At 63.6% G+C, this 20,053-nt stretch carries 20 protein-coding genes and 2 pseudogenes; 12 read left to right on the top strand and 10 right to left on the bottom strand.

Annotated elements, in window-relative coordinates:
• The 3 genes from WKW77_RS31840 to WKW77_RS31830 all read right to left on the bottom strand — a co-directional run.
• On the bottom strand, window positions 1–105 hold a 105-nt coding region (locus tag WKW77_RS31840), incomplete at its 3' end, for a VOC family protein (protein WP_340360897.1).
• A 20-nt stretch (window positions 106–125) separates the two neighbouring features.
• On the bottom strand, window positions 126–476 hold the full coding sequence (locus tag WKW77_RS31835) for an NIPSNAP family protein (RefSeq protein ID WP_340360889.1): 351 nt from the start codon (window positions 474–476) through the stop codon (window positions 126–128).
• Between the two features lie 3 nt (window positions 477–479).
• Entirely contained in the window at window positions 480–1,460 is a 981-nt protein-coding gene (locus WKW77_RS31830; RefSeq protein WP_340360888.1) for a fumarylacetoacetate hydrolase family protein, read from the bottom strand.
• A 399-nt stretch (window positions 1,461–1,859) separates the two neighbouring features.
• On the opposite strand from WKW77_RS31830, the gene WKW77_RS31825 reads away from it, so the two are divergent.
• From WKW77_RS31825 to WKW77_RS31810, 4 genes are all read left to right on the top strand, one after another.
• A complete protein-coding gene (locus WKW77_RS31825; protein WP_340360887.1) occupies window positions 1,860–2,834 on the top strand; it encodes a Bug family tripartite tricarboxylate transporter substrate binding protein in 975 nt (324 codons plus the stop codon).
• 29 nt (window positions 2,835–2,863) lie between these two features.
• A complete protein-coding gene (locus WKW77_RS31820; RefSeq protein ID WP_340360886.1) occupies window positions 2,864–3,808 on the top strand; it encodes an alpha/beta hydrolase in 945 nt (314 codons plus the stop codon).
• Window positions 3,805–4,374: a cupin domain-containing protein gene (locus tag WKW77_RS31815; protein ID WP_340360885.1), complete on the top strand. Its 570-nt coding sequence runs from the start codon at window positions 3,805–3,807 to the stop codon at window positions 4,372–4,374. Before WKW77_RS31820 ends, WKW77_RS31815 begins: the two co-directional genes overlap by 4 nt.
• A gap of 70 nt (window positions 4,375–4,444) precedes the next feature.
• Window positions 4,445–5,941, top strand: a complete 1,497-nt coding sequence (locus tag WKW77_RS31810; protein ID WP_340360884.1) for an aldehyde dehydrogenase family protein — start codon at window positions 4,445–4,447, stop codon at window positions 5,939–5,941.
• 74 nt (window positions 5,942–6,015) lie between these two features.
• Here WKW77_RS31810 and WKW77_RS31805 read toward each other — a convergent pair whose 3' ends face one another.
• Window positions 6,016–6,357, bottom strand: coding sequence for a Bug family tripartite tricarboxylate transporter substrate binding protein (locus tag WKW77_RS31805; RefSeq protein ID WP_340360883.1), 342 nt, complete (start codon window positions 6,355–6,357; stop codon window positions 6,016–6,018).
• 569 nt (window positions 6,358–6,926) lie between these two features.
• Here WKW77_RS31805 and WKW77_RS31800 point away from each other — a divergent pair.
• Window positions 6,927–7,349, top strand: a pseudogene (locus tag WKW77_RS31800) (LysR substrate-binding domain-containing protein); the annotation flags it as partial.
• A 175-nt stretch (window positions 7,350–7,524) separates the two neighbouring features.
• Here the strand turns inward: WKW77_RS31800 and WKW77_RS31795 are convergent.
• The 5 genes from WKW77_RS31795 to WKW77_RS31775 all read right to left on the bottom strand — a co-directional run bounded on the left by WKW77_RS31795 (window position 7,525) and on the right by WKW77_RS31775 (window position 12,934).
• Window positions 7,525–8,484, bottom strand: coding sequence for a Bug family tripartite tricarboxylate transporter substrate binding protein (locus tag WKW77_RS31795; RefSeq protein WP_340360882.1), 960 nt, complete (start codon window positions 8,482–8,484; stop codon window positions 7,525–7,527).
• 30 nt (window positions 8,485–8,514) lie between these two features.
• Complete coding sequence (locus tag WKW77_RS31790; protein WP_340360881.1) at window positions 8,515–8,862, bottom strand: cupin domain-containing protein; 348 nt, start codon at window positions 8,860–8,862, stop codon at window positions 8,515–8,517.
• A gap of 51 nt (window positions 8,863–8,913) precedes the next feature.
• The gene (locus WKW77_RS31785; RefSeq protein WP_340360880.1) at window positions 8,914–11,163 is read right to left on the bottom strand and encodes a N,N-dimethylformamidase beta subunit family domain-containing protein; all 2,250 of its coding nucleotides are present in this window, start codon (window positions 11,161–11,163) and stop codon (window positions 8,914–8,916) included.
• Window positions 11,164–11,215: 52 nt separating this feature from the next.
• Entirely contained in the window at window positions 11,216–11,524 is a 309-nt protein-coding gene (locus WKW77_RS31780; RefSeq protein WP_340360879.1) for a N,N-dimethylformamidase alpha subunit family protein, read from the bottom strand.
• 120 nt (window positions 11,525–11,644) lie between these two features.
• Complete coding sequence (locus WKW77_RS31775; protein ID WP_340360878.1) at window positions 11,645–12,934, bottom strand: NAD(P)/FAD-dependent oxidoreductase; 1,290 nt, start codon at window positions 12,932–12,934, stop codon at window positions 11,645–11,647.
• A gap of 382 nt (window positions 12,935–13,316) precedes the next feature.
• Between WKW77_RS31775 and WKW77_RS31770 the strand changes: the two genes are divergently transcribed.
• Window positions 13,317–14,111 carry an IclR family transcriptional regulator gene (locus tag WKW77_RS31770; protein ID WP_340360877.1) on the top strand — a complete coding sequence of 265 codons (795 nt, stop codon included), beginning with the start codon at window positions 13,317–13,319 and terminating at the stop codon, window positions 14,109–14,111.
• A 213-nt stretch (window positions 14,112–14,324) separates the two neighbouring features.
• On the opposite strand, the gene WKW77_RS31765 is transcribed toward WKW77_RS31770, so the two are convergent.
• Window positions 14,325–14,639 carry a hypothetical protein gene (locus tag WKW77_RS31765; protein WP_340360876.1) on the bottom strand — a complete coding sequence of 105 codons (315 nt, stop codon included), beginning with the start codon at window positions 14,637–14,639 and terminating at the stop codon, window positions 14,325–14,327.
• A gap of 143 nt (window positions 14,640–14,782) precedes the next feature.
• Here WKW77_RS31765 and WKW77_RS31760 point away from each other — a divergent pair.
• The 6 genes and pseudogenes from WKW77_RS31760 to WKW77_RS31735 form a co-directional block, all read left to right on the top strand.
• Window positions 14,783–15,058: pseudogene (locus tag WKW77_RS31760) on the top strand (helix-turn-helix domain-containing protein); the annotation flags it as partial.
• A 309-nt stretch (window positions 15,059–15,367) separates the two neighbouring features.
• The gene (locus WKW77_RS31755; RefSeq protein WP_422823305.1) at window positions 15,368–16,219 is read left to right on the top strand and encodes an ABC transporter permease subunit; all 852 of its coding nucleotides are present in this window, start codon (window positions 15,368–15,370) and stop codon (window positions 16,217–16,219) included.
• Window positions 16,216–16,941: an ABC transporter ATP-binding protein gene (locus WKW77_RS31750; protein WP_340360875.1), complete on the top strand. Its 726-nt coding sequence runs from the start codon at window positions 16,216–16,218 to the stop codon at window positions 16,939–16,941. The genes WKW77_RS31755 and WKW77_RS31750 overlap by 4 nt, the downstream gene beginning before the upstream one ends.
• Before the next feature lie 71 nt (window positions 16,942–17,012).
• Window positions 17,013–18,137 (top strand): ABC transporter substrate-binding protein, encoded by a 1,125-nt coding sequence (locus tag WKW77_RS31745; RefSeq protein ID WP_340360874.1) that lies wholly within the window; start codon window positions 17,013–17,015, stop codon window positions 18,135–18,137.
• 3 nt (window positions 18,138–18,140) lie between these two features.
• Window positions 18,141–19,517: an LLM class flavin-dependent oxidoreductase gene (locus tag WKW77_RS31740; RefSeq protein WP_340360873.1), complete on the top strand. Its 1,377-nt coding sequence runs from the start codon at window positions 18,141–18,143 to the stop codon at window positions 19,515–19,517.
• Window positions 19,514–19,945 carry an OsmC family protein gene (locus WKW77_RS31735; RefSeq protein ID WP_340360872.1) on the top strand — a complete coding sequence of 144 codons (432 nt, stop codon included), beginning with the start codon at window positions 19,514–19,516 and terminating at the stop codon, window positions 19,943–19,945. The genes WKW77_RS31740 and WKW77_RS31735 overlap by 4 nt, the downstream gene beginning before the upstream one ends.
• Window positions 19,946–20,053: the final 108 nt, after the last annotated feature.

Genomic DNA, 20,053 nt, shown 5'->3' with positions numbered 1-20,053 from the left:
CATCGCATGGGAGAACTTCAGGCCCAGCACCTCGGTGTAGAAGGTGGTCGTCTCGCGCGCGTCGCGGCAGCGGTACGCGGCATGGTGGAGTTTCTTGCACAGCATGGCGTCTTCCTCGATGGGGATCAGTGGGTGATGGATGTCACGTCGCCAGTCGTTTGCCAGCGCGGAGCGAAGAACGCGGCGGGCCGCAGGATGCGCGACTCCTGCCGCACCAGCAGCGGAAGCATCTTGCGCACGTAGCCTTGGAAGCCGGGGTCGGCCAGCAGCGCGGCGCGGCGCTCACTGCGCTCATCCAGACTCTCGTACGCCCAGAGATGGACGACCTGGTTGAGCTCGCCGACCTCGCTCTGGTAGTACCCGACGAGCCGGCCGAGCATGCGTAGCTGGACCGCAAGTCCCTCCGCCTCGTACAGCGCAAGGTACTCGCGCACCTTGCCCGGGTGGGTGGTGTAGGTGCGTTGCTCGACCAACACGGTTCAACCCTGCGCGACGGCGTTGTCGATCGCGCCGAAGATCGAGGCGCCCTCGGCATCAAGCATCTCGATGCGCACGCGGTCGCCGTAGCGCAGCCATGGCGTCGTCGCGCTGCCGGCGGAGAGCTCCTCGTCCGCGCGCTTCTCGGCGAGGCAGGCGTAGCCGGTCTCCGGGTCGAGGTTCGACACCGCGCCAGCGCCGATGATCGTGCCCGCGCTCAGGCTGCGCGTGCGTGCCGCATGCGCGATGAGCGTGGTGTAGGTGAAGAACATGTCGCGCGCTGTGTTGGCGCGGCCCATCGGCTGGCCGTTGATCGACGAGAGGATCGGCAGGTCGAGCTTCTCGCCGTCCCAGGCCGCGCCGAGTTCGTCCGGCGTCACGGCCACCGGCGAGAACGAGCTCGTCGGCTTGGCCTGCATGAAGCCGAAGCCCTTGGGCAGCTCGGTGCGCGTGATCGTGCGCAGCGTGAAGTCGTTGAGCAGCATCAGCAGCTTGATGTGGCCCGAGGCCTGCGCGGCGGTCGTGCCCATCGGCACGTCGCCCACCACCACCGCGAGCTCGGCCTCGTAGTCCAGGCCCAGTGACTCGTCCGGAACGACCATCGGATCGCGCGGACCGATGAAGCGGTCCGACAGGCCCTGGTACATCAGCGGGTCGGTCTTGTAGTTCGGCGGCATGTCCGCGCCGCGCGCCTTGCGTGCCTTCTCCATGTGATGCAGGTACACCGAGCCGTCGAGGAACTGGAATGCGCGCGGCAGCGGACTCGCGAGCTGCTGCGGATCGATCGCGAAGCATTGCGGCGCATCGCCCCGGGTCAGCGCGTCGTAGACCTCGCCGAGCATGGGCGCGACGCGATCCCAATCTTCGATGGCCTGCTGCAGCGTGGCGGCGATCTGCGGGACCCGCACGCCGCGCGAGAGGTCGCGGCTGACCACGATCAAGGTGCCATCACGACCGCCTACCTTGAGGCTTGCCAGTTTCACGTGAGTTTCTCCAGAAGCGTTGTTCGCGGTGAATTCTCCAAAATGCAGCGTCGCGATACGGCGAAATTTCCGGCCAGCGGAAAAGACTTGCGCGGTCGCTTCTCGACCAGGTGGTTGCGTCTGTGGCCACCGCTGCGTTTTTTATCCTGAACGTTCCGTTTTCATTTCCATCCAGCGGAAAACCAGACACTCCGCCGCCAAGCGATCCACAGAATGAGCCTCGATGAATGCCGGGGAGTCAACTGTGAGCTCGGCCTATCAATCAAGTCGGACCGGTGCCCCCTCGCCGCGTTGCTCGGGTTGCGCGGCCATGTTGGCGGCCGAGCTCAGGAGGTGAACTCCGTTTTCGGCGTTGCTCTGAATCAGGCGGCGTTCGCCTGACATATGTAAGGAGACTCAATGAAAAGACGCAATGCTCTTTGTGCGCTGGCCTCCGCCGGTGGACTCTTCGCGATACCCGCGGCATTCGCCCAAAACACAAGCAGATCCATGTTGACTCTGCTGGTCGGCTTCGGCGCCGGCTCGGTGCCCGATTTGGTGGCGCGCGTGATCGGCAGACCCATGAGCGAAACCTTGGGGCGCACTTTGCTCGTGGACAACAGGGCTGGCGTGGCGGGTCAACTGGCGCTCGTTGCGCTCAAGCAGGCTCCCGCCGACGGATCTGCTATTGCCATCACGCCGCTGGCGGCTCTGACGCTGTACCCCAGTACCTATGCGAAGCTGCCCTATGACCCTGTCACGGACTTCACCCCGATCTGCACTGTAGGGGTTACCGATTTCGCCTTCGTCGTCTCCGCCAATCATCCGGCCCGGACGTTGCAAGAGTTTGTGATCTGGTCGCGGGCCAATCCGGGCAAAGGCAGCATCGGCAATCCCGGCACGGGATCGTCCCCTCACTTCGTGGCATGGGCTTTCGCTGCGGCCGCCGGCCTGGACACCGAGCACGTTCCCTATCGACTGCCCACGCAGATCTCGCAGGAGCTGGTAGGCGGCACTGTCGCTGCCGGCATCGCATCCTCGTCACTCTTCGGCGAACTGGTAAAGGCCGGCAGGCTGCGTGTCCTGGCAACCAGCGGACCGCAACGCGGCGTGATGTACCCGGAAGTGCCAACCTTCGCCGAAGCTGGTTACCCAACGGTGATCGGCCAGGAGTGGTACACGCTGTTCACGCACAGTGGCGCGGCGCTCGGCCAGATCGCATCCATCTCAGCCGCCGCGCAAGGCTTGCGCGCCCGCGAAGAGGTACACAAGGCGATGCTCGATCTCGGGCTGGCCCTCGACATCCGCGACGCGAACTGGATAACCAAGCGCATGGCCGAGGAGACGGCGCGCTGGCGCGAAGTGGCCACGCGCGCAGGCTTCAAGGCGCTGTAGACGGGCAACCTTCTTTCATCTTCATCCAAATGGAAAAAAGAGTCACTTTTCAATCCGGAGAGTTCACCCTCGCTGGCGTGCTTCATGTTCCGGAGGGTCTATCACCTGGTGAAAGGCGGCCCGGCATCATCGTCCTGCACGGCTTCGGCGGCAACAAGGAAGGCCCGCCGCACGTGGGCGAGTGCAGGCTGCACGAGTCGCTTGGCTACGTCGCGCTGCGCTTCGACATGCGAGGCTGCGGCGAAAGCGGCGGCGCTAAGGGTCGGGTTCTCTGCGAGGAGCAGGTGCAAGACACCGCCAGCGCCGTGACGTGGCTCGGGCAGCAGGACTTCGTGGACCCCGGTGCGATCGTGGTGAGTGGCCAGAGCAACGGCGGCGCGGTGGCGATCTATTCCGGCGCGATGGATCCGCGCGTAGCGGCCGTGATCTCCATCGGCGGCTGGGGTGACCGAGCGCGCAAGCTGGAATGGCAGAACCGGGCAGACGGAGCCTGGGAGCGCTTGCTGCGGCTGATGCAGGAGGGCCGAGATCTGCGGGAGCGCACCCGCGAGACCCTGATGATCAAACGGTGGGACATCGTGCCCGTGCCGGAATCGATCCGCCACCTCTTGCCGCCCGGCTGCGTCATGGACTTCCCGGTCGATACGCCGCAGAGCATCTACGACTTCCGGCCGGAAGAGGTCGCCGCCCGCATCGCACCACGGCCTTTCCTCATTGTCCACGGCGCGAACGACAGCGTGACCCATGTCTTCGAAGCCATCCGGCTGTTTCAGGCGGTCGAGGGCAAAGCGGAGATGGCCATCCTGAAAGGCGATCACTTCCCGTTCGTGGAGCCGGACCCGCTGCTGGATGGCGTGGTGGCGCAGTGGCTCGCCAGGAACGTGCCGATCGCTGCCACCAAGTCGCCCTCTTCCGAGACTCTCGATCCGCCCCCGACCGAGCCGACCAACCGAATTCATCAACCGACACCATGAACGACTTCAAGACTTCGCCCGCAATCAATGCGGCCACGCTGCCCGGCGACTACAAACCCGTTCGCCGACTCGTCACCGGTGAAGATGCGGAGGGCCGCTCCTACTTCGTTTTCGACGGGCCGGCACCCAACTGCGTCGTCGATCCGGGTGTGCCGAAGGCACAGGTGATCTGGGCGACGGGTGAAGCTGCCGCGAAAGGCGACGATCCAGCACCCGCCGGGCAACGCTTCGGCTTCCACTCGCCCGGGGGTTCCGTATTCCGCATCGCCGAGTTTCCTCCCGACGCGCAGGCCGATCGCGAAGGACTGGCTCGCTTCCTCGATCAAGAAGGTGTGGGAGACAACAACCAGCCCCGGCACTTCTGGTTTCACAAGACGCGGACGCTGGACTACGCGATGTGCCTAGAAGGCGAGATCGTCGCGCTGCTCGACAAGGAGGAACGCGTGATGCGCCCAGGCGACGTGCTCGTGCAGCGCGCCACCAACCACAGCTGGTCGAACCGGTCGGACAAGCCATGCCGCATGGCGTTCATCCTGATCGGCCTCGCTGACGGCGAAAACCCCTGACCTCGCAGCGGCTCGCGCAACTCCCGTGCGCACCGCACACCACCAACCGTCGATCCAAAGAGTAGTCAACATGCAAGCCAACGACTTGTCTCTCCTCAGTCCCGAAACCCGCCGTGCTCTGGACATACCCGGACGCCTCTGGATTGCTGGCGAACCCCAGGAGGCGAACGAGCACCTGCCGGTCATCGACCCCAGCAGCGGCCGCCAAGTCGGCGCCATCGCTGATGGTGACGCCTGGAGCGTGGACGCCGCAATTCGGGCCGCCCGTGAGGCGTTCGATCGCGGGCCGTGGCGGCGAATGCCCGGCAGCGAACGTGAGGCGCGGCTGCGTCGCCTTGCCGATCTCATGGAGCGGGACGCGCAACTACTGGCCGAACTGGAAACTGTCGACGTCGGGATGCCGATGTGGATGTCCCGCGGTCTGAACGTCGCCGGCGCGATCGGGGTTCTCCGCTTCATGGCGAACCTTGCAGGGCGTACGTACGGCAAGACGGTTCCCGTACACACGCCGGATCCGGAAGCGGCGTACTTCGGCTACACCCGACGTGAACCTCTCGGAGTGATCGGCGCAATCATCCCGTGGAACGTGCCACTCATGCTCGCGACGTGGAAGCTTGCGCCCGCGCTTGCGGCAGGCTGCAGCATCGTACTGAAGCCGTCAGAAGACGCGAGCTGCTCCGTATTGCACCTGGCTCGCCTGGCTTCCGAGGCGGGAATCCCCTCGGGCGTGGTGAACGTGGTGACGGGACGGGGGGTGACCGCAGGGGCCGCGCTCGCGGCACACCCCGGCGTCAACAAGATTACGTTCACGGGGTCGACGGCCACCGGTAAGCAAATCGCCCGTGCTGCTGCGGAGAACGTGACTCAGGTATCGCTGGAACTGGGCGGGAAGTCCCCGCAGATCCTGTTCAGCGACGCTGATCTTGACAAGGCGATTCCCTCGATCGCGAACAGCGTTTTTCTCAACTCGGGTCAAGTCTGCGTGGCCGGCTCCCGTGTGTATATCGAACGCGCCATCTACGACGAAGCGATGGAACGGCTCGTGCGACATGTGCGCGAGCTGCGGATCGGGTGCGGCCTTGACCCGCAGACTCAGTTGGGCCCTCTGGTCAGTGCGAAGCAGCAAGACCGCGTGCTCAGATTTCTCGATGACGCTGTTGCTTCGGGCGTCCAGATGCTCACCGGCGACTACAAGGTGGACGGGCCGGGCTTCTACGTGCGGCCGACTGTCGCGGCACCAAAGGACGAGCGGACTGCGATCGTTCGCCAGGAGGTCTTCGGCCCGGTTGTGACCGCGGCGCCGTTCAGCGGCATCGATGAGGCCGTGGCACTGGCCAACGACACCGATTACGGCCTCGCCGCAATGGTCTGGACTCGCGATCTCGGCAGGATGCATTCGATCGTGCCTCAGCTCCAATGCGGACGTGTGGCCGTGAACACGGAACCCTTCCCGTACCCGGCGCTACCTGAAGGCGGCCGCAAGGCGTCCGGTTATGGCCGGGATAACGGGGAGGAGGCCTTCGAGTCCTACCTCGACACAAAGGCCGTGCTGCTGCGTTACGCGTGACTGCACGGCTCCAGGTGACGCCGCTTTAAGCGGGTGTGACTATCAACACCTCGCCGCGGACTTCTTGCATGTCGCTACTCGGCCCGAATGTGCCGGGCGCGGATGACCTCTGCCCAGCGATGCTGCTCCGATTGCCACAGTGCCTCGAAAGACCCGGGATCGGTGAATGCCGGTTCGGTGGCAGTCTTCTGGAAGAACTGCTTCATCTCGGGGCTCTGGACCGCCTTGGTCAGCGCGTGGCTCAGCTGCTTCACGAGGGTGGCGGGCATGCGCGGCGGGCCTGCCAATCCCATCCAGAAATCGGCCGGCGCATCGAAGATCCTGTCCTCGACGAGCGACGGCACGTCCGGCAGCAAGGGCGAGCGCTTTGCGGAAACGATCCCCAAGGGCGTGAGACGGCCGGACTTGCGGCACACCGGCGCTTAGTGGGAAGCCCCAATCTCCCTCATGGACTCCATGAACGGCCAGTAGACCATGACACTTTGGGTGGACCCAAGAAAGTTCAGCGCACCGCCGACGAACAGTGAACGCTTCATGGCTGATCCCGACAAGAAGCGTGCTGCTCCAGAACTTCCGCTGCCAGCCGAAGCTGTGTGAAGACGCGTTGAGTGTGGCTACCCGGTCCGGGAATCGTTTCTCTAGGAAGGAGATTCAATCATGTAGACGAGCCCAACTCGAAGAGTCCTTTGTATCTAACCCAACATCTTTACAGGAGACGTTCTTGAAAACCTCGATTCTTACAGCTTCCGTAGTGACTATTGCAATTAGTTTGAGCGCCTGCGCGTCCGGGCCCCTTGGAAAGCCAACGACCGCGCTCACGAAAGAGGAGTGCACAGCGCACCTTTCACAGCGCGTGCCTGTCGGACACAAGCAAGATCAGGCTATGCAAAAGGATTTGGCCTGCGCAGAAATCGTCAAGAAGTAAGGCTCAGAGTTGGACTCGACTTGAGAATCAAGTCCCAACCCGTCCGCGCAACAGGGTCAAGTCCAACTTCAGTTCGAAGAGTCGATCGTGCCGCTGGCCAGTCCAGAGTTCATCCGGCAGCACCGCTTGAAACAGGTCGATCAACTCCTCACCCTGAAGCTGATCCAGAGCAATGTCAGTGTGGTGCAGTGGTCCGACTGGTTCGCGCAGTTCAGCGACAAGCAAGCGCCGGACTGGTTTGCCATACGTTTTGATCGAGCACAGATGTCACTTGATGCAGCGACCCAAGGCCTGGGTGTCGCACTTGAAAGCGCGACGATCGCTGCGAAGCACATCGCCGAACGCAAGCTGAAGCCCGTGTTCGGTCTCGACCGGGCCGTGAAGGTCAAAGTCCATTTCGCGGTGTATCCACCTCGGCATGCTCAGCGACCGACGGTAAAGGCCTTCTTGGAGTGGGTTCATCGAGAGGCCGCGCTGAGCTAGTTTTCACGTTGCAATAGGTTGTTCACCGGGAAGAGTCTGGGAGACCGGAGTGACCAAGCTTCAGCACATCCCAGAGGAAACAACCAGGCGAACAGTCACAAGAATGCCGGATTGACACCGATTCGCCTCTTGAGAACCTGCATCGACTTTGCTCACCTATCAGCGGGACAGCACACTATTCCAACGCAACGCCCGCTCGCTTCGCCGCTGCGCTCCAAACGATCATGTCCTCCTGGATGCGCTTGGCCAACTGGTCGGGGCTGCCTGCTGCGAGTCGCAGTCCGTCCCTCTCAATACGAGCTTTCATATCGGCACTTTGCAAAGCGTGAACGAGAGCGTTGTTCAGCTTGGCGATTATCGGCTGTGGAGTTTTGGCCGGTGCAAGCAGGCCAAGCCAAACCATTGCATCAAAGCCGTCCACTCCGGCCTCTTTCAGCGTGGGAACTTCTGGCGCGGTCGCAACGCGCTTGTCTCCGGTGACGGCAAATCCGCGAAGCTTGCCAGAGACCACCAGCGGGTGGGCGGATCCAACACTGTCGAAGGCAAAATCGACCTCCCCGGACTGCAGCCCTGTCAAGAAGCCTGACGTGGTCTTGTAAGGAACGTGGGTCGCTTTCACCCCTGTCTTCTGCTCAAAGATCTGACCCAGGAGATGGCCACCGCTTCCCTCACCCAGCGTGCCGTAATTGAGTTTACCCGGATGTGCCCTGCCATAAGCAATCAGTTCCTGAACGTTCGAGGCGGGCAGCGAAGTTGCACCGATGAGATAGTAGGGGTACTCAACCGCCAATCCAATCGGTGCGAAGTCTTTGATCGGGTCATATGGCGGCTTCTTTCGCGCGACAGGCGCAATGACGTGGCCACTGGACGTGAAAAGCAGTGTGTACCCATCCGCGGGAGCCTGCACGACAGCCTGAGTCCCCACTATGGCGGCCGCCCCAGGGCGGTTCTCGATCACCACCGGCTGCTTCAGGGCTTCGCTGAGCTTCTGGCCCAGCATGCGGGCGTAGTTGTCGGTTGCATTCCCTGCCCCATACGGCACGATGATCCGGATGGGACGGCTAGGGTAATTGTCTTGCGCATGGGACGTCAGGAGCGATCCCATGGCAAGGATAAACAGCAGTATGCTTTTCATAGGAACATTGATGAGGTGAGGTGATGAAGGCTAGACCAGCACGTACAGCTTTCGTATCGGCTCCTTGACGACCCAGGTGCCGCGCGTATTCGGGTCAAACACGAGCGTGTCGCCGGGGTTCATCTCAATTGCATGACCCGAGTCGTCCGTAAACACGGCGCTCCCAATCAGGATATGCATGATTTCTCCGAGCTCCACCTCCCGGTTGAACGTGCCGACGGACGCCTCCCAAACCCCGAACCGCGCATGTCCGCGTCCTTCCATGGTCAATGCCTTCGATCTTCGCTCGGACACTCCCTTCTCTTCCATCACCACGTTTGGTTGGAGAGCCAATGGCATATCAAGTAGTTGCCCTTGAGTGAATTTCTGAATTTTCATTTCCGCCTTTTGAGTTACCGAGTTTGCGTTCCCACAGTCATGTCAGCCGCGTCACGCTACTGACTGGGACGCAACTCTCGGAAAGGAGAATGGCGTGTCGTCCGCAAATCTTCGCAGCACGTTCTCCGTGATTTGCGATACGTTGTTCGCGTAGCCGTTGTGCGCGAGCGCTGCGCCCCAAGTGATGGATCCGGTGGAAAAGACCGCTCCTCCGTTGAGGCATTCATAAAAGATCAGGTCGGCATGACACTTCTCGGACTCTTGTCCGTTGACGGTCGGATGGGAATACATGATCTCCTCCGGCACCAGGCTGTAATACCTCGTGTGTCCCTCGGACCGCGCCAGCACCAACGCATGAGGAGGTGTGCCGAGCCGAATGTCTGCCCGATCGATCTCGTCGCCTGCGGCGCCCCCGCCGGCGCTTCCGAAATCACCAATGACCTCGTCTTCGACGCCATCAAAGATGAACGCCACTCGCGGGTCGCGACTCTCCTTTCTTCTGCGGTAGTAGGACGATGCGTCAAAGCCGGTCGCCACCGTTCCTACACCAACAAGGGTTTGTGGCGCACGGCCGATTCGACGCCAGGTTCCCCCATACTCGCCGGTGAAACTGTGATAGCTCTCCCCCGCGGGCGTCTCCCAATATCTCGCCCCCGTCTCGGCTCGCCGCAACTCCATGACCCATGGCTTCTCAGGATGATAGGCACAGCGCCAGTAGAAGCCGTTGCCTCCCATGTACATCAGTCTGCCTCCCCGGGCCTGATATGCGACCATCGCATCCCACATCCGCGTGGTCCAGTACTCGGGATGAGCACCAGTCATGACCACGTTGTAGCCATCAAGTGCTGACATTCCGTCTTGATGCAGTAGGTCGTCACTGATGACATCAAATTCGAATGATTTTTCATCGAGCCAGTCAATAAGATGGGTGTCGCCATTCAAGGCCCATGCGCGGCCCAGCAAATGCATGCTGAAGACGGGACGCAGACGTGAAGAGTAGTAGACGCCATACCCGTCAGAGTGGGTGTCATACATCGACAGACCTAACTCTCGATGCTCTCCGAGATATTGCTCCCAGGGCTGAACGACGGCGAAGTTGCCCGATTTCATTTCCATGCCGGCTTCGTCGAGCCGATAGTGGGAGTTCGAGTAGGCCATGTACGTCGCTGTTGAAGCGAGGAAAGCGATCTTCTTTCGCTTCCCGTCTCGCTTGGGCGACACGACGAAGGCGATCCGCTCAGTCACCTCACCACTGGTACATCGCGCGGCATACAAGCCGCTTTCCAGATCGTCGGGGATCCGGTAGCTGAAATCGGTCTCCCACTGTGCATCCCCCAGACCATCATCATGAAAGTGAATTGCTGCAAAGTGGTCTGGGTTCTGGGTCCAAGCCATTGCCGTCGCGTCCCACCGGATTCCAGGCACGCCTCGGGCGGGCAGGTTGCAAAGCAGCCCGCCTCGCGACGCAAGCCGGGCGTCCTCAATATGGTCGCTGTCAATCCTCTTGCTGAAATCCCATTCCATCTGAGGCGCGACAGAATAGCGCCGCGAGTGCGGTGGCTGGAGAATCTGTCTGGCATCGGCCTCAAGAGCAATGCCGGGGAGCAAGGTCAGAGAGTCGAGACGCCCATTGAACGCGTGCAGGACCTCGTTTCGAGAGCCTCGGGTGCGCAAGGAAGCACCTAGGACGAGAGAGATGTCGCTGCAGTTCACCGAGCCCTTCAGCCCGATCATTCCCCTCGTCGATGCCGCGGTGTTCCTTGCGTGCAGCGGACTTACCGGTGTCTGCGAGATGCGCGCCTCCGAGGAGTCGTGGTCCACGACCACGGCCACGGTGTACCACTGGCGCGAGACCATCGGAACCGACATTTCAACGGTCCAGCACTTGTCTCCGTCGGCTTCCGTCCAGACGAGACATCCTGCCGGATTCAACGAGAGCTTGAAGCCCCTTTGGCATTTTTCATCCCATCGACCAAAGACCGTCTGCCAGGCTCCATTGCCCGGCAGGGTCGGCATCAGCCCGAGGATCCAACTGCGAACAACCCCACATGTTTCTGGATAAGGGTCGACCAGGGCATAGGTGCCAATGTAGGTTTCCTGCTTGCGCCCCGCTATGGGGCCAGCAATATCGCGCTCCACGACAGTTTCCTTGAGCCCTGGGGCCCCGGGCGCGGCATCTCCGCAACGTATCTTCACCAGATCAACAGAGTACTCTTCGATTCCTTGGCAGCTGACCTTGAAGTCGATTGATTCGCCTGGCATCGCAGTCCAAGATGAGGGGTATCCCAATATTTCGTACATCGCTATTTCGTGGCGTGAGAAGGTTGAAACTGGTGAGGGAGCGTCGCGTCAGCTATTCAAGATCTTCTGGCCAGGGGTGCGTCGTATGTATGGACCACCTGATCTTCAGCATCTGCCATTGCGCCTGCGCGAGCGAAGAGAAGCGACCCTCCAGGATCGTGATTGGGTCGCCGCGCCTTGCTCCTAGAACGCCGATCGCCCATTCTTTGTAGAGGACTGTGCAGACGATCACATGCTTGCCTTCCAGAGGTTCGATCCGGAGGCGGTTCAGGACGCGGTTCAGCTCCAATGGCCTGGTGTGCGTGTTCGTCGTTCGGAACTGACGCAGCAGTTGCGCGTCTTCGGCTTTGATCTCATACATGGCATCTCCTAGGAACGGACGTTGTCCACGCCGGTTCAAATGGGTTGATCGCTGACGAAGCCGAGTCGCTTCGCACCTGCTCGTTTGAATCCATGACCTGCATTCCTCACGTAAGTCCGCCTAACTGAACCGGTCCAGCAGCGAGTACCAGGCCACTCCCGCCGTGATGTAAAAGTGCTGTAGACCGTGCAGCGGGATTGGGCGGATGGGTGAGATGGGAAAGGGGAATTCATCGACGCTCCCCGTCATCCGAGTTGCCACGTGCTTTCCCATGGCAGTGGCCATGGCAATCCCGCGCCCGTTGTAGCCAAGGGCTATCGTGAGCCCCGGCGCGGGTTCGTGCACATGGGGCATCGAGTCACGGGTAATTGCCACCCGGCCGGACCAGCGGTACTGGTATCTCACCGAACCCAGCTGCGGAAAGAGCAGTTTCACGGATTGCTCCAGATGCGCGAAATCGGCCGGCCCCGTCGGGTCAGCGAAGTTGCCGCGCCCTCCCATCAGCAAGCGCCCCTGCGCATCCCGACGGAAGTACAGCAGGAGCCGCTGCGTGGTGGAGCCAGTCTCGCCCCCGGTCAGAATGGACTGCGCCGCCGCGCCCTTCAGGGGCTCGGTGGCCACGATGAAGCTGTTGGCAGCGAGCAAAGTTCGGTTGAGTTGCGGCCACAGCGCGCCCGTATAGCCGTTGGTCGCCACCAGTACACGTTCGGCGCTCACCGTCTGGCCTTCTGCGGTGTTGACGATCCATCGTCCTCCCTGACGTTGCAGACTGCTCACCGGTGTATGAGCATGGATTCGCGCGCCGCGGGCCAACGCCGCACGCGCCAAGCCGCGCGTGAAGGCCAGAGGCTGGATACTGCCGGCGCGCGGATCGAGCCACCCCCCGGCGAAAGCCTCGCTTCCGACCCGACGCGCCACCTCAACGCGATCCAGCACCTGCGTCTGAACGCCGCGACGGCGCCACTGCTCCGCGCGGGCGTGCAGGCCTGCGACGGCTTGAGAGGAATGGGCCACCTGCAGCCAGCCGCGCCGCGATGGCTGGCAGTCAATGCCATGGCGCTCAATCAAATCGAACACCAGATCACCAGAGCGACTCGCGGCTTCAATTAGCCGCTCGCCCCGACTGGCCCCAAACAGCCGCAACAGGGTATCGGGGTCGTGTTTCAACGTGGGATTGACCTGCCCACCGTTTCGACCGGAAGCGCCCCACCCTGGCTCGCAGGCTTCGAGTACGCACGCAGACACTCCGGCCTCGGCGAGATGCAGGGCGGCAGAAAGGCCGGTGAAGCCACCGCCGACGATCGCCACGTCGGTTTCTATCGATTCCTGGAGCGGTGGCGTGTGCGGCGCCGGCGGAGCGGTGGCTGCCCATACCGATTCGGCAGCAGCAGGTCGATGTTCCATTTTCATTTTTGGTGTTTCAGGACCCGCCGCAGGATTTCGCCTGCCATTGCGGGCAAACAGAGGCCAGGAGTTGCAGTCGACCGACCGTGAACCCTCGACTTGCAGGGGGCCGCAGTCAATTTCCACCCCGTTCCGCGCGTCGGATTCGCGTCCAGAACGGAACGCTGCACCCAAAGGGGCGGATGCCATTGCTTGGTCCGGCGCAAGCTGGGAAAACCACGCGATGGTGATGAAGGGCCGAACAGCCGGTGCGAATGAGCGATGTCACATTAAGAGAAGTTTGGCTTTTGTGCATCGAATATACGAAACACCGTACCGATCCTCAATGCGCTAGAATCGCATATCGATACGAATGACCTAGTGTTAACCCTCATCAGACGCAAGCCTCATGAAAAAAAGCTCCGCTTCGGACGGTTCTGACCTGCTGTTTAACCAGTCGCTCGAGAAAGGGCTGGCTGTTCTGCGCGCTTTCAATGCACAGCGCCCAACGATGACGCTCCAGGAGGTGGCTGCGTCAACGCAGATGTCCAAGAGCTCCGCCCAGCGCATGGTCCACACGCTTGAGCAACTTGGATATGTCCGCAAGCATCCACAGACGCGACGCTACCAATTGACTCCTCGCGTCATGCAGATCGGCTTCAACTACTTGGCCGCAAACGCTCTGATCGACATGGCGACACCCTTCCTGTCCGAGCTCGCGCTGCGCACTGGGGAGACGTGCAACCTCACGGAGCCCGACGGCACGGACATGACGTACGTCGCACGGTTCGTCAGCGCCAAATTCGTGCCCATTCACATGCCCATCGGTAGCCGCATTCCGATGTACTGCACTGCGTCGGGCCGCGCCTTCCTGAGCGCATTGCCCGATAACGATGCGCGCCAATTGCTGTTGCAGTCGCAGCGTATCGCGCATACGGAGCACACAAAAACCGATCTCGAGGAGATCATGGGTCTGGTTCACGTGGCTCGCCGCCAAGGCTACGCCATCAATCGGGAGGAGATTTACCTCGGCGATATGAACGTCGCCGCCGCAGTCATCGGCGCGCAAGGAATCCCGATGGGCGCGGTTCATGTGGTGGCACCGACCAGCCGTTGGAGCATGGCCGAAGCGGAGCTAAGGCTCGCGCCGGCGGCGCTCGAATGCGCGCGCGCAATCAGCAACTCTGTGCGTACCCTGGGTTGATCGGCGCGCCTCCAGGAACGACAGCGAGCATGTGCAACTAACCGATGCTGCGCAAGTCGCTCGGCCGCCGCGCATGGATTGGCCAGGATGGGCCGGGGGGCGCAGGCCGAGGCGGTGGCGCCTGAAAAGCTAGGCTCATGCGGAAATGGCCGCGCCAGCGGGTATCGGAGGCAGCAACAGACGCCGCCCCGTTCGGAGTTGCTTGCAGCACGTTCAATGTTGCACATGCCGCACGCATGGCGCATGGAACTCCCGGCCCACAAATGCGCGAGCGTAGAGGAAGTTGTTGAATGCGGTCTTGCCGAGCGCATCCATGTCGACCCGGGCCCTTCGCGTCGCATGGAAAGCAAGGGCGCGTCCAGGATTGAGCAGGGACTGATTGCGCAACTCGAAACCGGCTCGATGGATTGTCTCCGTGCTCATGGCGTGCTCCTTGATGATGAGCACAGGCCGGGCCACACGGCCATTGGAGACCAGCATGACATCCAGCGGCCAGGATTTGTTCTCGAACCCGCGCGACGAGGCCACGGTGATGGCGGCATGGCCCTCGTTCCTGACCGGCGACGAGCGACCCGCCGAGGCGCTGCGTACCCTGGTGGACGCCTCATGGCAGCGTTGCCTCGAGACGCAGGTCGGCCCTCGGGCCCGCAGCGGTCCGCTACCACTCTCCGATGGCGATCTCTACCTGCGTGCGCGAGCTTCGAAACTTGATCGAGGGCGCGGTGCTGCTGTGCGACGGCCCAAACCTGACGCACGACAAACTGCCTGCCGAGTTCCTGGAATGCCTCGGCGCCGCCACGCCCGTGCCTGTCGGCACCGGCGACACGGTGTTCAGCATGGCAGAAGGGAAAGAAGTCCTCATTCGCCGAGCCATCAGCGCCAGCGACGGCAATCTCACCTCGGCGGCACGCCGGCTGCAAATCGCCAAGAGCACGCTGTACGCCAAGATGCAACGTTACGGGATCTCGCGATGGCAGATCTTGGATGAGGTGAGCGGGGCACGGGCAATTGGGCCGTCTGCATCGCGCATCCGGCCCATCGCATGGTACCGCCACAACCAAAGAAGAAAGCCGAGGATCGATATACGCGCACATTCGTTCGCGGCGAAAGCATCCGCGCCTAGATTCGGGTGCGTCGCCTTGCGCTCACTGCGAGGGACCATCCCGTTTCGCACCATGAGCGCCGTTCTTCCTTCCGCTTCCTCCTCCAAATCTTCCAATCCCCCGCCTTTCGAGTCATCTCGCACGAATACTTCTTTGCTTGATCGACCCCTGCGCACCAGACGCATCGCCGATGCCACGGAGGGCGGCATCTCGCTCCGTGGCGGCGCCCGCCCTTGGTGGCGTTCGTCGGTGCTGCCCTGGCTGCTGCCGGTGCTGCTCATCACGGTCTGGCAGTTCCTCAGCAGCACGGGCCGGCTGCCTGCATCGGTCCTTCCCGCACCCTCGGACGTGGTGCGCGCCGCATGGGCGCTCGCGCAGCGCGGCGAGCTGCAGCGCGACATCCTCGTGAGCCTGCGGCGCGTGGCGATCGGCTTCTTCTCCGGTGCGGCGGCGGGGCTGGTGCTCGGCTTCGTCGTCGGGCTTTCGACACTGGCGCACGATGCGCTCGACCGCTCGCTGCAGATGGTGCGCACCATTCCGCACCTCGCACTGGTGCCGCTGATGATCCTGTGGTTCGGCATCGGCGAAGAGCCGCGCGTGCTGCTGGTCGCGATGGGCTCGCTGTTCCCGGTCTACATCAACACGGTGAGCGGCATTCGCAACGTGGATCCGAAGCTGGTCGAGCTCGGCCGCTCCTACGGCCTCGGCCCACTCGGCCTCGTCGCGACGGTGGTGTTCCCGGCCGCCCTGCCCGCGATCCTCACCGGCATCCGCTACGCGCTGGGCGTGGCGTGGCTCACGCTGGTGGTCGGCGAGACGATCGCATCGCGCGACGGCATCGGCTACCTCGTGCAGAACGCACGCGAGCTGCTGCGCACCGACATCATCCTGCTGGCGATCGCGCTGTATGCGATCGCCGGCTGGCTCGCGGATGCGCTGACTCGCGCGATCGAACGGCGCCTGTTGCGCTGGCATCCCAACTACGCGAAGGGGGCCGCGGCATGACCCACCGCGGTGACGAGAAGCTGGTACTGCGCGGCGTCGGCAAGCGCTTCGGCGAACGCCATGTGCTCAGGGACATCGACCTCGACATCCCCGCCGGGCAGTTCGTCTCGCTGATCGGCCCCAGCGGCGTCGGCAAGTCGACGCTGCTGCGCCTGGTGGCGGGACTGGAGCCGCCGAGCGACGGGCGGATCGACATGCTCTCCCGCGCGCCGCAGCCCGACATCCGCATGATGTTCCAGGAAGACCGACTGATGCCCTGGCGCTCGGTGCTGCGCAATGTGACGCTGGGCCTGCGCGGACGGGATGCGCAGGCGCGTGCGCTGCTTGCGGCGGTCGGCCTCGCGGGGCGCGAGAACGATTTCCCGGTGGTGCTCTCGGGCGGCCAGCGCCAGCGCGTGGCACTGGCGCGGGCGCTGATCCACGAGCCCGAGCTGCTGCTGCTCGACGAGCCCTTCGGTGCCCTCGATGCCATCACCCGCGCGGCAATGCAACTGCTGCTGGAGCAGCTGCTCGCACGACAGCCGCGCACGGTGCTGCTGGTCACGCACGACGTTGAGGAGGCGCTGATGCTGTCCGACCGCGTGCTGCTGATGCGCGACGGCCGCGTGGCGCGCGATCTCGCGATTGGGCTCGAACGGCCGCGGCATCGCGGCGACCCGGTGCTGGCGGCGCTCAAGGAAGAGCTGCTCGATGGACTGCTTGCCGCCGAGGCGGCGCGCTGAGTGCCGGCATGCGCCCTTCCCTCTTCCTTTCTCTCTCTTCTTCCTTTCTTCCTTCGAGGACTTTGCTTTCCATGAACACTCCCGACCTCCACATCCCCGGCGCGAGAAGGCGCTTTCTGACGCAGGCGGGCTCCGCGCTGCTCGGCACCGCCGGTGCGCTGTGGCTCGCGGGATGCAGCAAGGAAGGCGCACCGACGGCGGCTTCGAGCGCGCCTGCCGCACCCGCTGCGCCTCCCGCGTCGGCGCAGCCGCAGCTCACCATCGCGATCATTGGCGACGGGCGCACCGGCGTGTTCGCTTCGCTGCGTGCCGGCGAGGGCGGACGCAAGCTCGAAGAAGAGATCGGCGCCGAGGTGGTGTGGCAACCGGGCTTCACCGCATCGCTGCCGGTGATGGAAGGCATCAAGGCCGGTGGCGTAGACTTCAGCTTTGCCACCGCCACGGCGGTGGTCAACGCAGTGGCTGCGGGCGTGCCGATCGTGCCGCTGGCCGCCTATGCGCTGCCGGCCGACGAGGTCGACGTGCTGGTGGCGGCGAACTCGCCGATCCGCAGCGCCGCCGATCTCAAGGGCCGCAAGATCGCGCACCAGAACGGCACCACCGGCACCTACAGCCTCGTCAAGTACCTCGAAGGCGCGGGACTGCGCTTGTCGGACGTGGAAGCGGTGAGCCTGAGCGGCGCCGACGCGTACACCGCCTTCGCGCAGGGCAGCATCGATGCATGGATCCACTGGCAACCGGCGAGCGCACTCGCCCTCGCCAAGCTCGGCGACAAGGCGCGCACGCTACCGGCGGTCAAGACCTACGACTGGGCCTTCTACGTGGCGCGCACCGGCTTTGCCGAACAGCATCCGCAGGTCGCCGCGAAGCTGGTGCGGCTGATCCGCGAGACCCAGCAGTACATCGTCGCGCACCCCGACGACACCGTGGCATCGTGGGCCGCGCAGGGCGGCTTCGAGGCCGGCAGTACCGAGCAGAAGGTGTACCGCCAGTTGATCGTCGACCAGCGCCTGTCGGATTCCGGCGCGACCGCGCTGCGCCCCATCGACGAGGCGGCCGCCGCCTCCACCCAGGATCTCGCAGACAACTTCCATGCGCTCGGCGTGTTGCCGAACCGGACCGACGTGCGCAGCTTCCTGCTCGATCCGAAATTCGACGCGTACCGCAAGCAGGTCGCGGCGGAGCTGGGAGCCTGAACGATGCCAAGGACACAAGACAAGAAGATCCATCTCGCCGCCTTCGTGACCGCCGGGCCCGGCCGGCCCGGCGGCTGGCGCTACCCGGCGTCCGAATCGGGTTGGCTCGACGCGGCCTACTACCAGGGCATCGCGCGCACGTTGGAGCACGGGCTATTCGATCTCGCCTTCTTCGCCGACATCCTTGCGGTGCCCGACCGCTACCAAGGCAGCAACGACACACAGCTGCGCTATGGCGCGCTCGGCTCCCTGCGCCTCGATCCCGTGGTGGTGCTGTCGATCATGGCCGCGGCGACGAAGCACCTGGGGCTGGCGTCCACGCGCTCCACGAGCCACTACGAGCCGTTCGAGGTCGCGCGCTCGTTCGCGACGCTCGATCATCTCAGCGCGGGCCGTGCGGCGTGGAACGTGGTCACGTCCTTCCAGGATGCCGAGGCGCGCAACTTCTCGAAGAAGCAGCAGGTGCCGCGCAACAAGCGCTACGACCGCGCCGATGAATTCCTCGAAGTAGTGTTCAAGCTCTGGGACAGCTGGGAAGACGATGCGCTGGTGTTCGACCGCCAGACGCCGCTCTTCGCAGACCCGGAGAAGGTCAACTACATCGACCATCAAGGCGAATGGTTCAACGTGCGCGGACCGCTCAACGTGGCGAGGCCGCCGCAGGGCTATCCGGTGATCCTGCAGGCCGGTGCATCGGATCGCGGGCGCGACTTCGCGGCGCGCTGGGCCGATGCGATCTTTGTGAGCCACGATTCCTTCGACAGCGCGAAGGCGTTCTACACCGAGATCAAGGACCGCGCGCGCTCGCATGGCCGCGATCCGGATTCGCTCAAGGTGCTGCCCGCCGCCACGCCGCTCGTCGGCGAGACGCAGGCGATCGTTGAGGAGAAGGACCGGGCTTTGCGTGCACTGGTCGATCCGCATGCGGGTCTGTCGACGCTGTCGTATCACCTCGACGTGGATCTGTCGGCGTACCCGCTCGATGCCGCCTTGCCCGACATCGACGTGCCCGGCGTGCAGGGCCACTACCACGAAGTGCGCGAAGCCACCGACCGCGACCGGCTTACGCTGCGCGAGCTCGGCAAGCGCTACGGCAGCCGCTACGAGGGCGACCTGATCGGCACGCCCGACAAGGTGGCCGATGGACTGGAGCGCTGGTTCCGCGGCGGCGCCTGCGACGGCTTCATGATCAGCGCGCCCTTCCAGCCCGGCGGCTTCGAGGACTTCGTGCGCCTCGTGGTGCCCGAGTTGCAGCGGCGCGGACTCTATCGCACCGTATACGAAGGCAAGAACCTGCGCGAGAACCTCCGGCTCGCGCGCCCCGAGGTCGGCGCCTGGCGCGCACGGGCCGCGGCCCACGCATCGAAGGAGGCCGCATGACCGAGGTGGTGCAAGGCGAGGTCGTCGCAATCCGCGCGCAGGCGCTGGACACCCACGGCCGCTTCGTGATCAGCGCGCGGCACAACCATTTTGTCTCCGACGCCAAGGCGTCGGCTGGCGGCCCCGGCGAAGCGGTGCAGGCCGGCGAGCTGCTGCTGTCGTCGCTCGCGTCCTGCGGGCTCGCGCTGGTGCAGAAGGAGGCCGATGCGCGCGGCGTGCGGCTCGCGCAGGCGGAGGTGGCGGTGAGCTTCGAGCGCGATCCGGAGGACGGCACGCGCTATCGCGCGATCACGCTCGACTTCGCGCTTCGCGGCGTGCCGCAGCAGACCGCGCAGGCGCTGGTCGATGCGTTCACCGGTACCTGCCCGATCTACAACACGCTGCGGCGCGGCGGGCCGATCGCGGCCAGGGTGCGGGTGCCGGACTGAGGGCCTTCAGCACTGCGGCGCCGATCAAATGAAGGGCCGGCCAACAAGCGGTTGCGCGTGCAATACGAAGCGAAGGCCGCTCCACTATTCGGTCCGTTCGAACGATCT

It is taken from the genome of Variovorax ureilyticus (assembly GCF_037889935.1).
GTDB lineage: Bacteria > Pseudomonadota > Gammaproteobacteria > Burkholderiales > Burkholderiaceae_C > Variovorax > Variovorax ureilyticus.
Note: the sequence above shows the minus strand (reverse complement) of the source record. Positions and strands in the feature narration are given on the sequence as shown.

Bases quoted from the DNA above. Each gene is read 5' to 3' on its own strand.
- WKW77_RS31780 (WP_340360879.1), bottom strand. From the start codon at position 11,524: ATGTATGAGATCAAAGCCGAAGACGCGCAACTGCTGCGTCAGTTCCGA.
- WKW77_RS31735 (WP_340360872.1), top strand. From the start codon at position 19,514: ATGACCGAGGTGGTGCAAGGCGAGGTCGTCGCAATCCGCGCGCAGGCG.
- WKW77_RS31785 (WP_340360880.1), bottom strand. From the start codon at position 11,163: ATGTACGAAATATTGGGATACCCCTCATCTTGGACTGCGATGCCAGGC.
- WKW77_RS31810 (WP_340360884.1), top strand. From the start codon at position 4,445: ATGCAAGCCAACGACTTGTCTCTCCTCAGTCCCGAAACCCGCCGTGCT.
- WKW77_RS31820 (WP_340360886.1), top strand. From the start codon at position 2,864: ATGGAAAAAAGAGTCACTTTTCAATCCGGAGAGTTCACCCTCGCTGGC.
- WKW77_RS31795 (WP_340360882.1), bottom strand. From the start codon at position 8,484: ATGAAAAGCATACTGCTGTTTATCCTTGCCATGGGATCGCTCCTGACG.
- WKW77_RS31750 (WP_340360875.1), top strand. From the start codon at position 16,216: ATGACCCACCGCGGTGACGAGAAGCTGGTACTGCGCGGCGTCGGCAAG.
- WKW77_RS31740 (WP_340360873.1), top strand. From the start codon at position 18,141: ATGCCAAGGACACAAGACAAGAAGATCCATCTCGCCGCCTTCGTGACC.
- WKW77_RS31745 (WP_340360874.1), top strand. From the start codon at position 17,013: ATGAACACTCCCGACCTCCACATCCCCGGCGCGAGAAGGCGCTTTCTG.
- WKW77_RS31775 (WP_340360878.1), bottom strand. From the start codon at position 12,934: ATGAAAATGGAACATCGACCTGCTGCTGCCGAATCGGTATGGGCAGCC.
- WKW77_RS31790 (WP_340360881.1), bottom strand. From the start codon at position 8,862: ATGAAAATTCAGAAATTCACTCAAGGGCAACTACTTGATATGCCATTG.
- WKW77_RS31815 (WP_340360885.1), top strand. From the start codon at position 3,805: ATGAACGACTTCAAGACTTCGCCCGCAATCAATGCGGCCACGCTGCCC.
- WKW77_RS31825 (WP_340360887.1), top strand. From the start codon at position 1,860: ATGAAAAGACGCAATGCTCTTTGTGCGCTGGCCTCCGCCGGTGGACTC.
- WKW77_RS31770 (WP_340360877.1), top strand. From the start codon at position 13,317: ATGAAAAAAAGCTCCGCTTCGGACGGTTCTGACCTGCTGTTTAACCAG.